Here is a 20,736-nt window from a genome sequence, read left to right on the forward strand (position 1 = left end):
TCATTGTGGTACTAGAAAAGAGAAATATACTTTTAAATCAAAAGCCAGATACAAAAGAAAATGTCATCAAAAGGATTGGCGCTATTTTTTCAGCAGAAGGATACACAGATGATAATTACACTCAGGCTATGCTTGAGAAGGAGACAGTCTTTAATACCTATATGGGCAATTTCGTAGCTTTGCCACACGGTATTGAAGCAGCTAAGAAAGATATTAAGAAGACAGGAATTGTGTTGATGACTGTTCCAGAAGGTCAGGAGTGGGACGCGGCTGAAAAGCCTAAGGTGATTATTGGCGTTGCTGCTGTTGGCGATGAACATCTGGAAATACTTTCAAAAATAGCGCTGTCATTTTCGGATGCATATGGTATAGATAGATTATTAGGAATGTCGGAGGATGATATAAGCGCCATATTTGAAGGATGATGCACAATCCTTTATGGAGGTACATCTTCAATGAAAACAAGAGCAGTTAGAATGTATGGCGAAATGGATTTGAGATTGGAAGAATTCGAACTTCCAGAAATCAAAGACGATGAAATATTGGTTAAGGTAATTAGCGACAGCATTTGCATGTCGACATATAAATTAGCAAAGCAAGGAAAGAAGCATAAAAGAGCACCACAGGATATCGATGTAAATCCAATCATCACAGGACATGAATGCTCAGGTGTGATTGTACAGGTTGGTGAAAAATGGAAGGATAAGTATAAGGTAGGAGATAAGTGGGCACTTCAGCCAGCTCTCAATTATCAGGGAAAACTTGATTCACCAGGATATTCTTACAGATTTTGCGGTGGAGATGCAACATACTGCATTATGCCGCATGAGGTTATGGAATTGGATGCGCTACTTCCTTATGATGGAGAGGCATTTTACCAGGCATCACTTGGAGAACCAATGAGTTGTGTTATAGGTGGATATCACGCTAATTACCATACTAACAAGCAGAATTATAACCATGCAATGGGTACGAAGAAAGATGGAAATATTCTTATCATGGGTGGCTGCGGACCAATGGGGCTTGGCGCAGTTAGCTATGGTATCAGATTTGAAAATAAGCCAAAGAGAATTGTTGTTACAGATGTAGACGATGCAAAACTCGAAAGAGCAGCATCTGTAATCAGCCCAGAATTTGCAGCATCAAAGGGAGTCGAATTAATCTATTTCAACTCATCAAAGGAAAATGCAGAGGAAGAGCTTTTGGCTTTAACAGATGGACATGGATACGATGATGTGTTTGTATATGTTCCATTCAAGCCTGTTGCTGAAATGGGGGATAGACTTCTTGCATTTGATGGATGCATGAATTTCTTTGCAGGCCCAACTGACAATCAGTTTAAATCGGAAATAAATCTTTATAATGCTCACTATACAAGCACTCATATACTTGGAACTACAGGTGGCAACAATGATGATTTGTTAGAAGCTCTTCAGCTTGCTGCAAAGGGTGAAATTAATCCATCGGTAATGGTGACACATGTAGGTGGACTTGATGCTGTTGCTGATACAACTTGCAATCTTCCTGGAATTCCAGGTGGTAAAAAGCTTTGCTACACTCAGTTTGATATGCCTCTTACAGCTATCGATGATTTCGAGGAGCTGGGTAAGAAAGATGAGCTGTTTGCAAAGCTGGATGAAAGCTGTAAGGCACACAATGGTCTTTGGAATCCAGAAGCAGAAAAGATTTTATTTGCACATTTCAATGTAGAAATCTAAGGTAAAAATATGAATATTGTAGAGTATAGGGTTAAGGAGCTAGAAGGGCTACATGCTCTTCCGGCTACAGCCTTAATAGAGAAATTGAATAAATTGGATTGTGAGATAACAGCATCCTTTAATGGGAGTTTAGTAAATGCTAAATCCCCATTTGGACTGATTGCTTTGGGAGCAAAGTACGGTGACACAATCAATTTTATTGCTGAAGGTATAGACGAAGAAATGCTTTCGGATATTCTATAATAGCCTCTTAATGTAAATAGTTTTAAAATAAAAATGGCCATATCACATTTGTGATATGGCCATTTAACATGCATATGAAATTAATTTAAAGTACCAAGATAATCCTGAATAGCTTCAGTTGTGATATCGTAATACTCGTATGTAGCATTTTCTTCAGCTGCTGTTGTAGCCTTTGTATAAATTGAAAAACCAATCCAAACAACAATAGCCAATCCGATAACGGCTACGCAAAGGATGCTGAGAGCTTCCTCTATTTTTTTCTTTCTGATAATTGATCTACGATGCTCGCGCTCGTATCTTTTTTTATCTACCTTTTCTTGACTCATTTCTTCTCCTAAACCAAACTGTGATATTTCCAATAGGAACAGCTTGATATTTTACAACTACAAGATATAGTAACGCAATTAGCTTTGATTTTCAAGGAAATTTGGGCAGAATGGGTACGCAACTAAATATTAACTAAAAACAGGAAAAGAACTGTTCAAACCGCAAGATATTGTGGTAGAATTTATACTGAATATATTATAGACATAGTCTAGGTAGTTTTACGAAGGAGATATAAGTTATGAGTAAAGCTGATGTGATTTTTAAAGAAATGTGCCGTGATATCTTAGAGAATGGCACAGATACAAAAGATGAAATTGTGCGCCCTATCTGGGAGGATACTGGCGAAAAGGCATATACAATTAAGCAATTTGGTGTGGTCAACAGATATGATTTAAGAGAGGAGTTCCCTGCCCTTACTCTTAGAAAGACTGCACTTAAAACAGCTATGGACGAAATCCTTTGGATTTACCAGCGTAAATCAAATAACATCAAGGATTTAAAAGGTCATATTTGGGATCAATGGGCAGATGAAGATGGCTCAATTGGTACAGCATATGGCTATGTTGTAGGAGAAAAGTTTAAGTTTAAGGGCGAGATGATTGATCAGATGGATTATGTTCTCAAGCAGCTCAAGGAGACACCATATTCCCGTAGAATCATGACAAACCTTTATCAGTTCCATGATTTAGCAACAGGTCACTTAGATCCATGCTGCTACTCAGCTACTTACAATGTTACAAAGGATAAGAATTCAGATAAGCTAGTTCTTAATATGGTACTCAATCAGCGTTCACAGGATGTTCTTGCTGCTAACAACTGGAATGTTTGCCAGTATGCAATCCTACTTATGATGGTTGCACAGGTCAACGACATGATTCCAGGTCAGCTTATACATGTTATTGCTGATGCACATATTTACGATAGACACGTGGATGCTATAAAGGAATTACTTAGCCGTCCTGAGCTTCCAGCTCCAAAGGTTCGTTTGAACCCGGATGTTAAGAACTTCTACGATTTCACAACTGATGACCTCATTGTAGAGGGCTACGAAGCTGGAGAACAGATTCGTAATATTCCTATAGCGGTGTAAGCGTAACTTGCGGATTTGGAGGAGATAATGAATTTAATTGTTGCAGTAGATAAAAATTGGGCAATAGGTAAAGACAACAAGCTACTTGTGAGCATCCCAGATGATATGAAGTTTTTCAGGGAGACTACTTCAGGCAAGGTTGTTGTTATGGGCCGAAAGACTCTTGAGAGCTTTCCAAATGGTAAGCCTCTCAAAAACAGAGTAAACATCGTTCTTACAAGAGATCCTAATTACGAAGTGAAGGATGCAATCATCGTTCATTCAAAGGAAGAGCTTGATGAAGAACTTAAAAAATATAATCAGGATGATATTTTTGTCATAGGTGGCGAAAGTATTTATCGCATGATGCTAGATGACTGCAAGAGAGCATTTGTTACATATGTTGACTATGCTTACGATGCAGATACATATTTTCCAAATTTGGACGAGCTTTCAGATTGGAAGCTTGCGGAAGAATCAGAGGAGCAAACTTATTACGATATAGAATTTTATTTTAGAACTTATACACGTTAATTGGCACAACTTAAGAGGGTACTGACATGGCATTAAATATTACTGGAAGGAAGTTATTTGTTAAGGCACTTAAAGAAGAAGGCGTAGATACCATTTTCGCTTATCCAGGAGGTATGATTACTGACATCGTGGATGAGCTATACAAAACCGAAGGAATTCGTGTTATTTTGGGCCGTCATGAGCAAGCGCTTGTTCATGAGGCGGAAGGCTATGCCCGGGCGACTGGGAAAACTGCGGTCGTCCTAGTTACTTCAGGTCCCGGTGCAACAAATACAATCACCGGTATTGCAGATGCATATTATGACAGTATACCTATGGTGATTTTTACAGGACAGGTTCCTCTTCACCTTATAGGAAACGATGCGTTCCAAGAGGTAGATATTGTTGGAATGACCCGTTCAATCACCAAGTACGGCGTGACAATCAGAGATAGAGAAGACATGGGCCGTCTCATTAAAATGGGATTTCAGGTTGCTTCGACTGGCAAGCCTGGCCCTGTGCTTATAGATATTCCAAAGGATATTCAGGTTCAGACTGGTGACCCTGAGTACCCAGAGCATGTTGATATTAGGGGATATCATCCTAATGAAACAGTTCATATTGGCCAGTTAAAAAAAGCTTATCGATTACTTAAATCAGCTAAAAAGCCTTTAATCCTTGCTGGTGGTGGAGTTAGAATCTCTGGAGCAGAACAGGAGCTTCTTGATTTTGCTACTAAGATGAATGTCCCAGTTACTACTACTGTAATGGGAAAGGGTGTTATGCCTGAGAACCACAGTCTTTTTATTGGTAACTGTGGTATGCATGGCCGTTTTGCTGCCAACAAAGCAGTTACAGAGTGTGATGTGTTGTTCTCAATTGGCACACGATTTAATGATAGAATAACAGGTGAGCTTGATGAATTTGCTCCAAAGGCAAAGATTGTTCACGTAGATATTGCTTCTGCGTCTATTTCAAGAAATGTAGTGGTAGATGTACCTGTTACCGCAGATGCTAAAATCGCACTGGAACGCTTAGTAGAATATGCTGAGCCAATGAACACAGCCAAATGGCTTGCTAAGATAAACGAATGGGAGAGTGAACATCCTCTTTCAATGCCTGATACAAAGGTTGGCATTAATCCACAGATTATATGTGAGAAAATCAATCAAGTATTTTTTGATGCCAATATCGTAACAGATGTTGGCCAGCATCAGATGTGGGCAACACAGTTTATTAGATTAAGCGAAGGCCAGGAGTTCATTACATCAGGTGGCCTTGGTACTATGGGATTTGGTTTCCCGGCAGCAATTGGTGCCGCTATTGGCAATCCTAAAAAGCCAGTTGTATTAATTACTGGCGATGGTGGCTTCCAAATGAACATGCAGGAGATGGCCACTGCAATGACTGAGAAGATTCCGGTTATTATATGTATATTTAATAATTCTAACTTGGGTATGGTTCGTCAGATGCAACAGTTATTCTATGGAAAGAGATACGAGATTACAGATCTTTCTGCATCAGATGGAAGCTATTATCCAGACTTTATTAAATGGGCTGAGGGATACAGTTGCAAAGCTATCCGCGTTACTAATCAGGATGATGTATTGTCAGCGCTTGAGACAGCAAGGGCAAATACGGATGGCCCAACAGTTTTGGAATTTATTGTCTCTCCAGACGATTTAGTATTACCAATGGTTAAAAGTGGTACACCACTTAGTGAAATGATTTTGAAGTAGATGTAGAGGGGCTAACAATATGAAGAACAGATGGATTGCATTATATGTAGAAAATCAGGTTGGTGTTTTGGCAAAGGTTTCAGGATTGTTTTCAGCAAAGTCCTACAACCTTCAAACTCTCACTGTTGGTACGACAGAAAGAGACGATGTTTCTAGAATGACTATTTCGGTTAAAGCTGACGATGCCACATTTGAGCAGATTAAAAAACAGCTTAATGCAATGGTTGAGGTCATAAAAGTAATAGATTTGACTACCATGTCAATTCACATGAAAGAAATTCTTTATGCTAGGGTAAATGGGCTCAATAGCGAGTCTAAGACCGAAGCATTTCAAATAGCCAACGTATTTAATCAGGGAGGAAGCGTTAAAATCGTCGATATTGGCGCTGATTCAGTACTCTTTGAGTGTATGTTGACAGAGCGCAAGAACAATGAGATTATAGAACTACTCAAATCACGATTTAAGAAAATTGAAGTCACTCGTGGTGGAGCGGTAGCGGTAGAGTCAATCAGCAGTTCTTGCAGATAATATATTTTGTAGGAGAAATTAATGAAAAAGCTAAAAGGGAGTTTAGCACTGCTTTTAGTGGTTAGTTTGTGCCTTTGTAGTACATCTGCCAGAGCTTCACAATCAGAAGTAGACCGATTAAAGCAAGAATCGGAAAATGCCTCGCAGGCGGTTGATGATATCAACAATGCAAAGCAACAGGTAGAGGATGCAAAGGGGCAGCTTGAGGACCAGGCAGATTCACTTAGTGGACAAATCAGTGATTTAAACACACAGATTACCACCGTTTCAGGTGAAATTTCTGAGACCGAAGAAAACATAGCACTTGTAGAAGCAGATATCGAAACATTGAATGAACAGCTTGAAACAACACAGGCTTCCTTGGACACACAAAAGGAAGCGATGAAGGCGCGCATTCAATATATGTATGAAAACAAATCTACAAACACGCTAGTTAACTTTTTGGAAAGCGGGTCTATTTCGGAGTTTTTACAACGTCTTGAATATATGGCACAGATTACAGCTTATGATCAGGATGCCATAGAAAAATACGAAGAGACACAGCAGGAATTGGAAGATACAAAGTCTGCTATACAGACAAAGAATGATGAGCTTACAGCATATCAAGACACTCTTCAGAGTAAGAGGTCAGAGCTTGGTACACTTGTAAGCAGTACCACTTCAGCATTAAATACTACAAATTCTCAGATAGAGGTTACAGAGGCTGCTATCGCAGAATTGGAAAAACAGTTAGAGGAAGCAAAGGCATACGAGGAAAAAATTCAGCAGCAATATGAAGCAGCTCAAGTTGCATTGGCTGAAAAGCTTGCTGGTGAAACAGGTGGCTATAGCGGTGGCTATAGCACAACAGATGAGGAAACTCTTCTTCTTGCTGCACTTATTCAGGCAGAGGCGGCTAATCAAGGGGATGCAGGTCGTCTGGCAGTTGGTTCTGTTGTTATGAACCGTGTAGCCAGCTCAAAGTTTCCTAACACAGTTTCCGGTGTAATATATGCATCAGGTCAGTTTGCACCAGTAACATCAGGTCGTGTGGCCATGATTCTTGCAGAAGGGCCAAACAGTGCCTGCCAATATGCTGCATCACAGGCGATTGCAGGAAATACAAATACAGATGCTTTATTCTTCTGTACTTATTCATATGCTCAGAGCTTGCACGAATCACAGGTAGCTGCTGGGCAGTCAGGATTTTTAGATAGAACTTCGGGTACAGTTATAAATGCCCATTATTTCTATAATTATAATTAATAAAGGAGGTTTGTTTTATGGCAACACCACATAATGAAGCGAAAAAAGGGGATTTCGCCAAGACAGTACTTATGCCAGGCGATCCATTACGAGCAAAGTTTGTAGCAGAAAATTTCTTAGAGAATGTAAAATGTGTTAATACAGTTCGTAACTGCCTTGGTTTCACAGGAACATACAAGGGAGTACCAGTATCTGTAATGGCAAGTGGTATGGGTATGCCTTCAATCGGTATCTACTCATACGAGCTTTATGCTTTCTACGATGTAGAAAACATCATCCGTATCGGTTCTGCAGGAAGCTACACAGACAAGCTTAACGTTCTTGATGTAGTTATTTCTGAGAGCGCATATTCAGACAGCACATTTGCTAAGTACACAAATGGCGTAGAGGAGAAGACTCTTTACCCAAGCAAGAAGATCAACGATATCGCTATTGCAAAGGCTAAGGAGCTTGGTATTGATGCAAAGGTTGCAAAGGTACACTCTGCAGATCAGTTCTATACAGCACCAGAGATGGGTGGATGGCAGGCAGTTAAAGAGCGTTGCCAGTGCGACTGCGTAGAAATGGAAAGCTTTGCTCTTTTCAACAATGCAAACATGCTTGGAAAGAACGCTACATGTATGCTTACAATCTCTGATTCTTTCGTTACATCTGAGGAAATCCCAGCTGAGGATCGTCAGAAGTCATTCACAGAGATGATGAAGCTTGCGCTTGAGACAGCTATTGCGCTTTAATCTTATATGAATATTTTGGAAGCCACTATTTCTAGTGGCTTCTTTTTTTATGGAAAGTATAGGGAAATTTGTAATTCTAGCATGTTCGAATTTATAATAAATTTTCACATGCATAGACACAATTTGGAAACTGCGATTAAAAAATATGGTTTCCTTCGAAACGAAAATAAGCCATTTCTTGATAATTATTTAACGAGCGGAGTGCGAGAATTGAGCAACTTGATGGTGAATATTCTGAAAGTTAGCATTTAGACAGTGAAGTATGACAAAAATTCTCATTGAAATGAAATTGGAGTTGTGTTAATATTTTCACAACGACGGCGAGAGATGAGCGCTTTTTTTTTGAAAAGGTTCGTTAAAAAATTAACAGTTTTAAGAGCTGATAATTGTTGAATTTTAACAAAAGAAAGAACTTATCAATACCGAAAACAAATTATTTCTACAAAGGAGAAAGAAAAGATGGGAAAAAAAGTAGTTATTGCTAGCGCATGTAGAACAGCCATTGGTACAATGGGCGGATCACTTAGCAACACTCCAGCAGTAGACTTAGGTGCTATCGTAATTAAAGAGGCAGTTAAGAGAGCTGGAATCAAGCCAGAGGACGTAGAGCACGTATATATGGGATGTGTTATCCAGGCAGGTTTAGGACAGAACGTTGCTCGTCAGGCAGCTATCAAGGCTGGTCTTCCAAATGAGACAACAGCTGTTACTACAAACGTAGTTTGTGGTTCAGGTCTTAACTGCGTAAACCAGGCAGCTCAGATGATTATCGCTGGTGACGCTGATGTTGTTGTAGCTGGTGGTATGGAGAACATGTCACTTGCTCCATTCGCACTTCCAAATGGTCGTTTCGGTTACAGAATGACATGGCCATCAAACAGCCAGGGTGCTTTAGTAGATACAATGGTAAAGGATGCTCTTTGGGATGCATACAATGATTACCACATGATCAAGACAGCTGATAACGTAGCTGAGCAGTGGAAGCTTACAAGAGAAGAGCTTGATGAGTTCGCAGTTAACTCTCAGAACAAGGCTTGCAAGGCTATCGAAACTGGTGCATTCAAGGACGAAATCGTTCCTGTAGAAATCAAGAAGAAGAAAGAAACAGTTATCTTCGATACAGATGAAGGCCCAAGACCTGGTACAACAATGGAAGGTCTTGCTAAGCTTAAGGCTCTTTATCCAAACGGTGTTGTTACAGCTGGTAACGCTTCAGGTATCAACGATGGTGCAGCTGCACTCGTAGTTATGTCTGAGGAGAAGGCTAAGGAACTTGGCGTTAAGCCACTTGCTACATGGGTAGCTGGTGCACTCGGCGGATGTGCTCCAGAAATCATGGGTGTTGGTCCAGTTCCAGCAACAAAGAAGGCTCTTGCTAAGGCAGGTCTTACAATTGATGATCTCGATGTTTACGAAGCAAACGAAGCATTCGCTGCACAGTCAGTAGCAGTTGGTAAGGAGCTTGGCTTCGATCTTAACAAGCTCAATCCAAACGGTGGTGCTATCGCTCTTGGACATCCAGTAGGAGCTTCAGGTGCTCGTATTCTTGTAACATTACTTTACGATATGATTCACAACCCAGAGTACAAGAAGGGTCTTGCTACTCTTTGCATCGGTGGCGGTATGGGTTGCGCAACAATCGTTGAGAAGTACGAAGGCTAATCGTTAAGACGATAAGACTACATTTGAATATTCTATTATTCATAACAATATAAATATTAAGTGAGTGACATATAATGTAAGTTTAAACAGCCTGTAAGCATCAAGCTCTGATATTTCTTAAGCGAGACGTGTTGTCGAGCGAAGAAATCATCAGGCTTGTAGCTGTAACAGGCGAGAGAAAAACTAAAATATGTCACGGACTATATTATTCAGGAGGAACTAAAAATGAAGGTAGGCGTAATTGGCGCAGGTACAATGGGCCAGGGCATTGCTAAGGCATTTGCTATGGTTGATGGTTATGAAGTAGCTCTTTGCGATATTAAGCAGGAGTGGGCAGAAGGCGGAAAGGACAAGATTGCAAAGGGTTATGCAAGACTTGTTGAAAAAGGCAAAATGGAGCAGGCAGCTGTAGATGCTATCTTAGCTAAGATTACTCCAGGTGTTAAGGAAGACCTTTGCAAGGATTGCGACCTCATCGTAGAGGCTGCTTTCGAGAATATGGAAGTTAAGAAGACAACATTCAAGGAGCTTGACGAAATCGCTAAGCCTGAGTGCATCTTCGCTTCTAACACATCATCACTTTCTATCACAGAAATCGGAAATGGTCTTAACCGTCCAATGATCGGTATGCACTTCTTCAATCCTGCAGATAGAATGAAGCTTGTAGAAGTTATCGCTGGTGTTAACACACCTGCTGAGACAGTTGATGCAATCAAGAAGATTGCTGAGGAAATCGGAAAGACTCCTGTACAGGTTAACGAGGCTGCTGGTTTCGTAGTAAACCGTATCCTTATCCCAATGATCAACGAAGCTGCTTTCATCAAGATGGAAGGTGTTTCTGATATCGCTGGTATCGATGCAGCTATGAAGCTTGGTGCTAACCATCCAATGGGACCACTTGAGCTTGGTGATTTCATCGGTCTTGATATTTGCCTTGCAATCATGGACGTTCTTTACAACGAAACAGGTGACAGCAAGTATCGTGCTTGCCCTCTTCTTCGTAAGATGGTTCGTGGTGGTAACCTTGGCTGCAAGTCTGGTAAGGGATTCTACGTATACAACGCAGACCGTACAAAGACAGCTGTAGACGCTCAGTAATTCGTAATTAAGCCAGATAAGGCTTTATGTAAATTAAATTGAATTCATTACTACAGAGTAAAAATAGCCTGTAGCTGACAAGCTCTGATAATTCTCAAGCGAGACATTTAGTCAAGCGGAGAATTCATCAGGCTTGTAAGTGTAACAGGCGAGAGAATAACTAAAGTAATGAATTCTAACAATAAATTAAGGAGATTCAGATCATGGATTTTACATTAGATAAAAAGCATGAGATGGCTAGACAGTTATTCAGAGATTTCGCTCAGAATGAAGTAAAGCCAGTTGCTCAGGAAATTGATGAGACAGAGTGCTTCCCACGTGAGAACGTTGAGAAGATGATGAAGTATGGCTTCATGGGTATTCCAGTACCAAAGGAGTACGGCGGACAGGGATGTGATGTTCTTACATACATCATGTGCGTAGAGGAGCTTTCAAAGGTTTGTGGTACAACAGGTGTTATCGTTTCTGCACATACATCACTTTGCTGCGATCCTATTCTTACATATGGTACAGAAGAGCAGAAGCAGAAGTACTTAGTTCCACTTGCAAGTGGTAAGAAGCTTGGTGCATTCGCACTTACAGAGCCAGGCGCTGGTACAGATGCTCAGGGTGCTCAGACAAAGGCTGTTGAAGATGGAGATTCTTGGGTACTTAACGGATCTAAGTGCTTCATCACAAACGGTAAGGAAGCTGACATCTACATCGTTATCGCAGTTACAGATATCGTTGAAGATGCTAAGGGACGTAAGTCTAAGAAGTTCTCTGCATTCATCGTAGAGAAGGACACACCAGGATTTACATTCGGTACAAAGGAGAAGAAGATGGGTATCCGTGCTTCTTCTACATACGAGCTTATTTTCCAGGATTGCCGTATTCCAAAGGAGAACCTCCTTGGACAGAGAGGTAAGGGATTTGGTATCGCTATGCACACACTTGATGGTGGACGTATTGGTATCGCTGCACAGGCTCTTGGTATTGGTGAAGGCTCAATCGACGCGACAATTGATTTCGTAAAGGAGAGAAAGCAGTTTGGTCGTCCAATCGCTGCATTCCAGAATACATCATTCCAGCTTGCTGATATGAAGGCTCGTATGGATGCTGCTAAGTATCTTGTTTACAAGGCTGCTTGCACAAAGGATCAGTATGCCATTGATCACAAGACAAGCTACTCTGTAGAAGCTGCTGAGGCTAAGCTTTTCGCTGCTGAGGCTGCTATGGCTGTTACTACAAAGGCTGTTCAGCTCCACGGTGGTTACGGTTATACAAGAGAGTACGATGTTGAGCGCATGATGCGTGATGCAAAGATTACAGAAATTTATGAGGGAACATCTGAGGTTCAGAGAATGGTTATCTCTGGCTCAATGCTCAAATAATTTTGATTAGTAGCATTTAAGTTAAAGGAGATTAAATACATGAATATCGTAGTATGTATTAAACAGGTTCCTGATACAAAGGGCGGCGTTAAGTTCAACCCAGATGGAACTCTTGATAGAGCAGCTATGCTCGCAATTATGAATCCTGATGACAAGGCAGGCCTTGAGGCTGCTCTTCGTATCAAGGATGAGACAGGCGCAAAGGTTACAGTTCTTACAATGGGACTTCCTAAGGCAGATGATATGCTTCGTGAAGCTCTTGCTATGGGCGCTGATGAAGCAGTACTTGTTACAGATAGACGCCTTGGTGGCGCTGATACTTGGGCTACATCTTCAACAGTTGCAGCTGCAGTAAAGAAACTTGATTATGATCTTATCATCACAGGTCGTCAGGCTATCGATGGTGATACAGCTCAGGTTGGTCCACAGATCGCTGAGCACCTTGGTCTTCCAGTTATTTCTTATGCAGAGGATATTAAGGTTGAAGGAAACAGCGTAATCGTTAAGCGTCAGTATGAAGACAGATATCATGAGATTAAGGCTCAGATGCCATGTCTTATCACAGCTCTTTCAGAGCTTAACGAGCCACGTTATATGACTCCAGGCGGAATCTTCGATGCTTTCGATAAGGAAGTAACAGTATGGGGCCGTGATGATCTTACAGATCTTGATGATGCAAACATCGGTCTTGCTGGTTCTCCAACAAAGATTGCAAAGGCATCTGATAAGGTACGTAAGGGTGCAGGCGAGAAGGTTGCTCTTGATCCTAAGGAATCAGTAGAGTACATCGTAAACAAGCTTAAAGAAAAGCATGTAATTTAATAAGAGGAGGCAAATAGAATGTCATTAGAAGAATACAAGGGCGTAGCTATATTCGCTCAGCAGGTTGATAATAAACTTAGCTCAATTGCCTTCGAACTTATCGGCAAGGCACATGAGCTTGCAGCAGATTTAGGAACAGATGTAACAGCAGTAGTACTTGGTAGCAACATCGCTAACCTTGCAGATGAGCTTGGTGAGTACGGTGCAGACAAGGTTGTTGTTATTGATGATCCAGCACTTGAAACATATCGTACAGAGCCATATGCACAGGCTCTTACAGCTTATATTAATGAGTACAAGCCAGAGATTATGCTCGTTGGCGCAACAGCTATCGGTCGTGATCTTGGTCCTACAGTTTCAGCTAGAGTTAAGACAGGTCTTACAGCTGACTGTACATCACTTGAGATTGGTGATTTCCCACTTCAGGCTAGAGAAGGTCAGGAGCAGAAGCACAATCAGCTTCTTATGACTCGTCCAGCATTCGGTGGTAACACAATCGCTACAATCGCTTGCCCAGACAACCGTCCACAGATGGCTACAGTTCGTCCAGGTGTTATGCAGAAGCTTGAGAAGCAGGCAGGCCGCAAGGCAGAAGTTATCAACTTCAAGCCAGAGCTTAAGGAAAACAATAGATTCGTTGAGATTCTTAACGTAGTAAAGAACGTTGCAACAACAGTAGATATCATGGATGCAAAGATCCTTGTATCTGGCGGTCGTGGAGTTGGTTCTCCAGAGAACTTCAAGCTCCTTGATGATCTTGCAGAGGTTCTTGGTGGTACAGTATCTTGCTCACGTGCAGTAGTAGATGCTGGATGGAAGCCAAAGGATCTTCAGGTTGGTCAGACAGGTAAGACTGTTCGTCCTAACGTTTATTTCGCAATCGGTATCTCTGGTGCTATTCAGCATACAGCAGGTATGGAAGAGTCAGATATCATCATCGCTATCAACAAAGATGAGACAGCTCCTATCTTTGACGTAGCTGATTATGGTATCGTTGGAGATCTTAACAAGATCGTTCCAGCTCTTACAGAAGCACTCAAGGCTGAGATTGCTTCAAAATAATTCCTTTAAGGGCAATATCTATTCTTTTAGAAGTATAGATTTTTCCTATAATTTCTTTCTTTAATTTTATGAGGGCAAGTCCACATGGGCTTGCCCTCAAGCTTTTATTTTGCAAGGTAAAGTGCTACAATCATCCTATGAATAATTCAAAAAAAATCGATATGATCCATGGCCCCCTCTTGGGCAAATTAATTATCTTTACAATACCTATTATTTTGTCAGGTGTTTTGCAACTTCTTTTTAATGCAGCTGATGTAATAGTAGTGGGTCGTTTTGCCGGCGAAGCAAGCCTTGCTGCAGTTGGTTCTACAGGTTCCCTTATAAATTTAATGACAAATCTATTTATTGGTATGTCCGTTGGTGCCAATGTATGTGCAGCCCAGTTTTACGGCGCAAATCAACACGAAGACGTTAAAAAGACAGTTCATACCAGTACTGCATTCTCATTGATTTGCGGCGTATTGCTTGTCTTTATAGGCCTGTTTTTTGCTAGACCAATACTTGAAATAATGGGATCGCCTGAAGACGTTATTGGGTTGGCCGCTTTGTATGTTCGTATATATTTCATTGCAATGCCAGCTATAATGCTTTACAACTTTTTGGCAGCAATTCTTAGGGCAGCAGGAGACACTACTCATCCTCTTGTGTTCCTTACTATTGCAGGCGTTGTAAATGTCATTTTAAACCTTATCTTGGTTATTTGCTTTGATATGGGGGTTGCTGGAGTTGCAATTGCCACTGCTACATCAAGTTACATTTCTTGCTTCTTACTAGTTGGTTTCTTTATGAAGCAAGAAGATGCATTACGACTTGAGTTTTCAAAGATTAGAATAGATAAAAGAATATTAAATCGTATTATAAGAATTGGATTACCTGCTGGAATTCAGGGAACTGTGTTCTCCTTATCTAATGTTGTTATCCAGTCAGCAATCAATTCATTTGGTACTGCAGTAATAGCTGGTTCATCAGCGGCTGCCAGCATCGAAGGTTTCGTGTATGTTTCTATGAACTCAGTTTCACAGACGACAGTTACATTCGTTGGTCAAAACTACGGAGCTGGAGATGAGCATCGTGTTAAGAAGGTAATATTTGAGACACTTGGAATTGTAATAGTTGTTGGTCTTGCTCTGGGCAATTTAGCATACCATTTTGCAACACCATTGCTTGGTATCTACACAGACAGTGCAGATGCTATAGCGGCCGGAACACTGCGTCTTTTCTGGGTTTGTTGTCCATACTTCCTTTGTGGAGTCATGGATACACTAACAGGCGGACTGAGAGGATTGGGTCGTTCTACAGTTCCTATGATAGTGTCGTTGTTGGGGGCATGTGTAACCAGATTAATCTGGATTGCCACATATTTCCATGTTCATCATACACAATCAGTACTGTTTTTCTCATACCCAGGAAGCTGGCTGCTGACTCTTAGCGTCCACAGCATCTGCCTCGTAATGGTATATCGCGCCTGGGTAAAGCGCAAATCGTCTGAAGTACGAATTTAAATCATTGATTAATAAACGTTAAGCGGTAAAAGCTAAATACTAAGCGAGCAAGTAGACTGCAAGCTCTTAGGTTTCTCAAGCAAGACGTGTTGTCGAGCGGAGAAACTCTAAGGCTTGTAGGCGTAACTTGCGGATTATGGGGGTTAGTTATGTATTGGAAGGAAATGCTTGGAGCTATTGCTAAGCCTAGTAAAGATTCAAAGACATATGAGTTGAGCACGGATTACAAGTTTGAGGGCTTGTTAGAATATCCACGCCCTCAGCTTCAGCGAAAATCTTATATTAACTTAAATGGTCAGTGGGACTATCGAATAATAAATGGAAAGGGACAGGTATGCAGTTCAGGCAGTATACTTGTCCCTTTTTCACCAGAGACCAAGCTTTCAGGAACAGATATGCACATGCTTCTACCTGAAGAAACTCTAGAATACACAAAGGTATTTGAAATAGACAAGGTAAAAAGGTCAAAGCATTTGTTGCTTCACTTTGGAGCAGTTGATCAGGTGGCCCATGTATCTTTAAATGGTATTAATTTAGGCTCTCATGAAGGTGGCTTTACTTCTTTTACCTTTGATATCACAGATTATGTTGTAGAGGGAAATAACGAGCTTAAGGTAAAGGTTAGGGACTATACAGACAGAATTGGATATGCCAGAGGAAAACAATGTATTGAGCCATCAGGCATGTGGTATACGGCTCAAAGTGGTATTTGGCAGACTGTATGGATGGAATGGGTCCCAGATGCCTTTGTAACAGATTTAAAGCTTAATCCTGATATTGATGGGAACAAGCTTAAAATGATAATAAAGGTGTCTGAAATGAAGGGACACCTAGATATCACATCATCAAATCAGGATTTAATAAAAGAATATAAGGTTGATAAAATCAAGGATGATAAGCTTTATGTTACCGTGGACCTTAATCATTATCAACTGTGGTCGCCAGAAGAACCTGTTCTGTATTTTTTAAATATAAACTATGGCAAAGATAGCTTTTCTACATACTTTGCAATGAGGCACTTTGGTGTAGATAGGGATGAGAAGGGGATACCTCGTCTTACATTGAATCATAAGCCATATTTTATGAATGGAGTATTAGATCAGGGGTACTATCCTGAGAGTCTCATGACACCTCCTTCAGATGCTGCCATGATAAACGATATTGAGACTATCAAATCTTTGGGCTTCAACATGATTCGTAAACATTGCAAGATTGAACCAATGCGCTGGTATTTTCATTGTGACAGGCTAGGAATGATAGTTTGGCAGGATATTGTAAATGGTGGAACTAAATACGATATGAATATGATTTGCAATATTCCTACAGTGGTACGACCATTTGGTAATGCCAAAGATAAAAACAGACTTTTCCTTAGATTTACCGGCAGAAACACTGAAAAATCCAAGGAAGTATGGTTCAAAGAATGCAAGGAAATGATGCATCAGCTTTATAATGTGCCTTCATTAGGCCAGTGGTGCCTATTTAATGAGGGATGGGGGCAGTTTGATGCTGCAGGTTGCCTTGATTTTGCCAAAGAAATCGATGATACAAGGCCAATTGATGCAGCTTCCGGCTGGTTCCATGAAGGTTGTGGAGATGTGTTCTCTGAGCATGTTTATTTTGAAGAATTAAAGGTAAAGCGAAACAGAAGACCTTATGTTATCTCTGAATATGGTGGATATTCTCTTAAAGTAGGGACCCACGTGAAGAGAGACGCTGTTTATGGATACAAAAAATATCAACAGCAACATGAGTTACAGAATGCTTACGATGAACTTATGACAAAAATAAAGTCCCTCCAGGAAGAGGGACTGAGTGCTGCTGTATTTACTCAAGCTACTGACATCGAAGATGAGGTTAATGGCTTGATGACTTATGACAGGAAGGTGCAAAAACTGTATTAAACCAGCTTTGAGGGAAGGCCATACCAAAGATGATTCCCATTACGATTGCGCCTGCAGTTTTGATAGTGGATAACCCGTAAGAACCGAAGGTTTCCATGTTGTTCATAATTAAATAATAAGAAGTATAGTAGATTCCGGCACCAGGTACCAGTGGGAAAATTCCCGCTATAAGGTATACGGTGACGGGATTTTTTCTTTTTACAGCAAGTGAACGTGAAAACAATGTTAGGAATAAGGAACCCACCATATTGCCAAGTGTTGGTGCTCCAAGGAAGGATGATATTAGTGAATAGGAAATCCATCCGATTGCACCGGAAATTCCACAGTACACAAGCTCTGACTTTGGTGCGGAAAAAATCATTGCAAAGGCTAAGGTGGCCACCATAGCTACTATAAATTGAATAATGTAATCAGCTATCATTAGATGTAAGCACCTCCTCCTATAAAATGAGCAAAGGTGATAACAACACCAACACCTACAGCTATGCAAAATGCTGTAAGAAGGGCATCTATTAATCGAATAGAGCCGGACAAGTAGTCACTGTTGATAAAATCACGAATGCTGTTAGTAAGAGGAATACCTGGTACTAATGGCATAATTGCACCGATGATTATTTTGTCGTAGTGAACAGGAAGCCCTACTGCATAAAAGAGAATAGCAGTGAGGGATATAACCATACTTGCTAGTACGTTGGTAATTGTTTTGGAATTACCCATGCGAGCCTCGAAGTAAAGGAATAATCTAAGGACTGCACCAACTATGCATGCGATTAAAGCATCTAAAACGGTTCCTCCATATAAATAGGAAAATCCACCGCATCCAATGGCAGTGGCAATTATTAACATTGGAAAATTGTAAGATGGAATTCGTTTACATTCTTCCAGCTTAACCCATGCTTCATCTAGTGTAATCTCTTTTGAACAGACTTCACGGCATAATGCATTCAGCCCGGCGATACGTCCTAGGTGAGTTGGATACATAGGCACATGTCTGATCATTGAGCTGGCGTGTTCGGTAACTTCATCTGCACTTGCAAATATTCCGTTGCTCAATACATACACATCACAGTCTGTTATATCGTATGAATTTAAAATGGCGAGGACACTGTCCTCGACCCTATAGACCTCTGCTCCATTTCTAAGAAGAATATCTCCTAGTTCTACAGCAAAGGATAATACTTTCTTTGTATCTGACATTGTTGCTCCCTAAAATAATAATTCTACAATGATTATCCATTATTAACAGAAGTTTTTCAACCAAATGTGTAGTTATTTACAATTGTGGATAACTTTTGGGGAAAACTTTGTTCGTTGAAATGTGTATCACTAAAACGTTATCGCTGATAAAATCAACGTTTGTTGGTATTTTAGTTGAGTGCAATTTGTGGATAAATATGTTAATAACATGGAAAATAGAAGTTATCCTCAACTGAAAAAAATCGATTGTGGAAATTGTGGATAAGTCAAGATGGTAGTTGGTACACGTACCAACGAGAGAATATTTATTAATGTTTTCTTAAATAAACCTATGAGTTGTAGGGTATTTAAGGTATTTATGATATAATGTTTCACGGATTACAGAAATTAGGAGGTCTAATAATGGCAGAGAAAGAAACATGTGCTTCAGCTAGTTCTTGTAGCAGAGGCTCTTGTGAGGGCTGTCCTTCTGCAGAGGCAGCAAAAAAGGGTGTTAGAAATACAGCATTTTTAGAACAACAAAATAAGAATTCTAATATAAAGCATGTTATCGGAGTTGTATCTGGTAAGGGAGGAGTTGGTAAGTCATTAGTTACTTCATCTCTTGCAGGAGTAATGGCACGTGCAGGCTACAAAGTTGGTATTCTTGATGCGGATATTACAGGCCCATCTATTCCAAAGATGTTTGGTGTACACGGCCCAGCAATGGCCAACGATGATGGTACATTCCCAGAGGTTGCAGAGGATGGAACAAAAATCATGTCTATCAACCTTATGCTCGAGGATGAGGAAGCTCCAGTTATCTGGAGAGGTCCAGTTATTGCAGGCGTTGTAAAGCAGTTCTGGACAGACACACAGTGGGGCGATATCGATTATTTATTCGTAGATATGCCACCTGGAACAGGTGATGTTCCTCTTACATGCTTCCAGTCACTTCCTGTAGACGGAATTGTTATCGTAACAAGTCCACAGGAATTAGTACAGATGATTGTTAAGAAGGCATACAACATGGCAGATATGATGCACATTCCAGTGCTTGGCCTTGTTGAAAACTATTCATATATTGCCTGCCCAGATTGTGGAAAGAAAATCGAAATCTTCGGTGAGAGCCACATCGATGAAGTGGCAGCAGGCCTTAATATTCCAGTACTTGGCAAGATGCCATTGGATAGAGCCTTCGCAACAGCTGCAGATGCAGGACGCATCTATGATATGCAGAATAACTACCTTGTTAAGGCGCAAGAGGTATTAGAGAAGCTCTAGATTTTAGATGAGCTAGTTTGTTACTAGCGGAGTACAGATTTTTGTTTTTCATCAGAAAAACAGAAATCGTAAATACCAAGAAAATAGATTCATCTATTTTCTTGTCCTGCAAAGCAGGATTCTTGCTGACAATTTCATTTTTCTGTCAGCAAGAAGTTACATTATTTAAAGGAGAATTAATTATGGCACAGAATCCAGTAGTTACAATTGAAATGGAAAATGGCGATATCATGAAGGCTGAGCTTTATCCTGAAATCGCTCCAAACACAGTTAATAACTTTATTAGCTTGATTAACCACAACTTCTACGATGGAGTTATCTTCCACAGAGTCATCAAGGGCTTTATGCTTCAGGGTGGAGATCCAGACGGAACAGGTATGGGTGGCCCAGGATACTCTATCGATGGCGAATTTACAAGCAATGGCTTTAAGAATGATTTAAAGCATGAGCCAGGTGTACTTTCAATGGCTCGTACAATGATGCCAAACTCAGCAGGCAGCCAGTTCTTTATTATGCACAAGAATAGTCCACATCTTGATGGCGACTATGCTGCATTTGGTAAGGTTATCGAGGGCATGGATGTTGTTAACAAAATCGCTGAGACAGAGACAGACTGGTCAGACAGACCTGTTAACGAGCAGAAGATGAAGAAGGTTACAGTTGAGACTTTCGGAGTTGAGTATCCAGAACCGGAAACACATTAATCTTGATTTGTTCAAAGAATCGTGATATTATA

General features: G+C 40.6%; 21 protein-coding genes. 18 read left to right on the plus strand and 3 right to left on the minus strand.

Annotation, left to right across the window (positions count from 1 at the left end):
- Positions 1-5: 5 nt before the first annotated feature.
- From E7274_RS07075 to E7274_RS07085, 3 genes are read left to right on the plus strand one after another with little or no spacing between them, the layout of a single operon-like run.
- Positions 6-425 (plus strand): PTS sugar transporter subunit IIA, encoded by a 420-nt coding sequence (locus E7274_RS07075; protein WP_304174833.1) that lies wholly within the window; start codon positions 6-8, stop codon positions 423-425.
- A gap of 30 nt (positions 426-455) precedes the next feature.
- Positions 456-1,718 carry a zinc-binding dehydrogenase gene (locus tag E7274_RS07080; protein WP_074790061.1) on the plus strand — a complete coding sequence of 421 codons (1,263 nt, stop codon included), beginning with the start codon at positions 456-458 and terminating at the stop codon, positions 1,716-1,718.
- Positions 1,719-1,727: 9 nt separating this feature from the next.
- Positions 1,728-1,961 carry an HPr family phosphocarrier protein gene (locus tag E7274_RS07085; protein WP_304174835.1) on the plus strand — a complete coding sequence of 78 codons (234 nt, stop codon included), beginning with the start codon at positions 1,728-1,730 and terminating at the stop codon, positions 1,959-1,961.
- An 80-nt stretch (positions 1,962-2,041) separates the two neighbouring features.
- Here the strand turns inward: E7274_RS07085 and E7274_RS07090 are convergent, their stop codons facing one another.
- On the minus strand, positions 2,042-2,287 hold the full coding sequence (locus E7274_RS07090) for a hypothetical protein (RefSeq protein WP_074790065.1): 246 nt from the start codon (positions 2,285-2,287) through the stop codon (positions 2,042-2,044).
- A gap of 239 nt (positions 2,288-2,526) precedes the next feature.
- Between E7274_RS07090 and thyA the strand changes: the two genes are divergently transcribed.
- The 13 genes from thyA (at position 2,527) to E7274_RS07155 (ending at position 17,540) form a co-directional block, all read left to right on the plus strand.
- Positions 2,527-3,378: a thymidylate synthase gene (gene thyA, locus E7274_RS07095; protein WP_304174837.1), complete on the plus strand. Its 852-nt coding sequence runs from the start codon at positions 2,527-2,529 to the stop codon at positions 3,376-3,378.
- Between the two features lie 27 nt (positions 3,379-3,405).
- Positions 3,406-3,891 carry a dihydrofolate reductase gene (locus E7274_RS07100; protein ID WP_304174839.1) on the plus strand — a complete coding sequence of 162 codons (486 nt, stop codon included), beginning with the start codon at positions 3,406-3,408 and terminating at the stop codon, positions 3,889-3,891.
- Between the two features lie 26 nt (positions 3,892-3,917).
- Positions 3,918-5,609 (plus strand): biosynthetic-type acetolactate synthase large subunit, encoded by a 1,692-nt coding sequence (gene ilvB / locus E7274_RS07105; protein ID WP_304174841.1) that lies wholly within the window; start codon positions 3,918-3,920, stop codon positions 5,607-5,609.
- Between the two features lie 19 nt (positions 5,610-5,628).
- Complete coding sequence (gene ilvN, locus E7274_RS07110) at positions 5,629-6,138, plus strand: acetolactate synthase small subunit (RefSeq protein ID WP_033151614.1); 510 nt, start codon at positions 5,629-5,631, stop codon at positions 6,136-6,138.
- Positions 6,139-6,159: 21 nt separating this feature from the next.
- Complete coding sequence (locus E7274_RS07115; protein ID WP_304174844.1) at positions 6,160-7,383, plus strand: cell wall hydrolase; 1,224 nt, start codon at positions 6,160-6,162, stop codon at positions 7,381-7,383.
- Between the two features lie 17 nt (positions 7,384-7,400).
- The gene (gene deoD, locus E7274_RS07120) at positions 7,401-8,117 is read left to right on the plus strand and encodes a purine-nucleoside phosphorylase (protein ID WP_304174846.1); all 717 of its coding nucleotides are present in this window, start codon (positions 7,401-7,403) and stop codon (positions 8,115-8,117) included.
- A 459-nt stretch (positions 8,118-8,576) separates the two neighbouring features.
- The gene (locus E7274_RS07125) at positions 8,577-9,779 is read left to right on the plus strand and encodes an acetyl-CoA C-acetyltransferase (RefSeq protein ID WP_033151605.1); all 1,203 of its coding nucleotides are present in this window, start codon (positions 8,577-8,579) and stop codon (positions 9,777-9,779) included.
- A 225-nt stretch (positions 9,780-10,004) separates the two neighbouring features.
- The gene (locus tag E7274_RS07130; protein WP_304174848.1) at positions 10,005-10,877 is read left to right on the plus strand and encodes a 3-hydroxyacyl-CoA dehydrogenase NAD-binding domain-containing protein; all 873 of its coding nucleotides are present in this window, start codon (positions 10,005-10,007) and stop codon (positions 10,875-10,877) included.
- A 203-nt stretch (positions 10,878-11,080) separates the two neighbouring features.
- A complete protein-coding gene (locus tag E7274_RS07135; RefSeq protein ID WP_304174850.1) occupies positions 11,081-12,250 on the plus strand; it encodes an acyl-CoA dehydrogenase in 1,170 nt (389 codons plus the stop codon).
- Between the two features lie 39 nt (positions 12,251-12,289).
- Positions 12,290-13,072, plus strand: coding sequence for an electron transfer flavoprotein subunit beta/FixA family protein (locus tag E7274_RS07140; RefSeq protein ID WP_304174852.1), 783 nt, complete (start codon positions 12,290-12,292; stop codon positions 13,070-13,072).
- An 18-nt stretch (positions 13,073-13,090) separates the two neighbouring features.
- The gene (locus tag E7274_RS07145; RefSeq protein WP_304174854.1) at positions 13,091-14,134 is read left to right on the plus strand and encodes an electron transfer flavoprotein subunit alpha/FixB family protein; all 1,044 of its coding nucleotides are present in this window, start codon (positions 13,091-13,093) and stop codon (positions 14,132-14,134) included.
- A gap of 68 nt (positions 14,135-14,202) precedes the next feature.
- Positions 14,203-15,636 carry an MATE family efflux transporter gene (locus tag E7274_RS07150; protein ID WP_304174856.1) on the plus strand — a complete coding sequence of 478 codons (1,434 nt, stop codon included), beginning with the start codon at positions 14,203-14,205 and terminating at the stop codon, positions 15,634-15,636.
- Between the two features lie 149 nt (positions 15,637-15,785).
- A complete protein-coding gene (locus tag E7274_RS07155; RefSeq protein ID WP_304174858.1) occupies positions 15,786-17,540 on the plus strand; it encodes a glycoside hydrolase family 2 protein in 1,755 nt (584 codons plus the stop codon).
- On the opposite strand, the gene E7274_RS07160 is transcribed toward E7274_RS07155, so the two are convergent.
- Positions 17,494-17,961, minus strand: coding sequence for a threonine/serine exporter family protein (locus tag E7274_RS07160; protein ID WP_304174859.1), 468 nt, complete (start codon positions 17,959-17,961; stop codon positions 17,494-17,496). The two genes, E7274_RS07155 and E7274_RS07160, sit on opposite strands and share 47 nt — an antisense overlap.
- Entirely contained in the window at positions 17,961-18,737 is a 777-nt protein-coding gene (locus E7274_RS07165) for a threonine/serine ThrE exporter family protein (protein ID WP_033151598.1), read from the minus strand. Before E7274_RS07165 ends, E7274_RS07160 begins: the two co-directional genes overlap by 1 nt.
- Before the next feature lie 402 nt (positions 18,738-19,139).
- Between E7274_RS07165 and E7274_RS07170 the strand changes: the two genes are divergently transcribed.
- Positions 19,140-20,000 (plus strand): Mrp/NBP35 family ATP-binding protein, encoded by an 861-nt coding sequence (locus tag E7274_RS07170; RefSeq protein ID WP_304174861.1) that lies wholly within the window; start codon positions 19,140-19,142, stop codon positions 19,998-20,000.
- A 182-nt stretch (positions 20,001-20,182) separates the two neighbouring features.
- On the plus strand, positions 20,183-20,704 hold the full coding sequence (locus tag E7274_RS07175; RefSeq protein ID WP_304174862.1) for a peptidylprolyl isomerase: 522 nt from the start codon (positions 20,183-20,185) through the stop codon (positions 20,702-20,704).
- The last annotated feature ends 32 nt before the right edge of the window (positions 20,705-20,736 follow it).

Origin of the sequence: Pseudobutyrivibrio ruminis, assembly GCF_015057245.1 — a bacterium.
Taxonomy (GTDB): Bacteria; Bacillota; Clostridia; order Lachnospirales; family Lachnospiraceae; genus Pseudobutyrivibrio; species Pseudobutyrivibrio ruminis_E.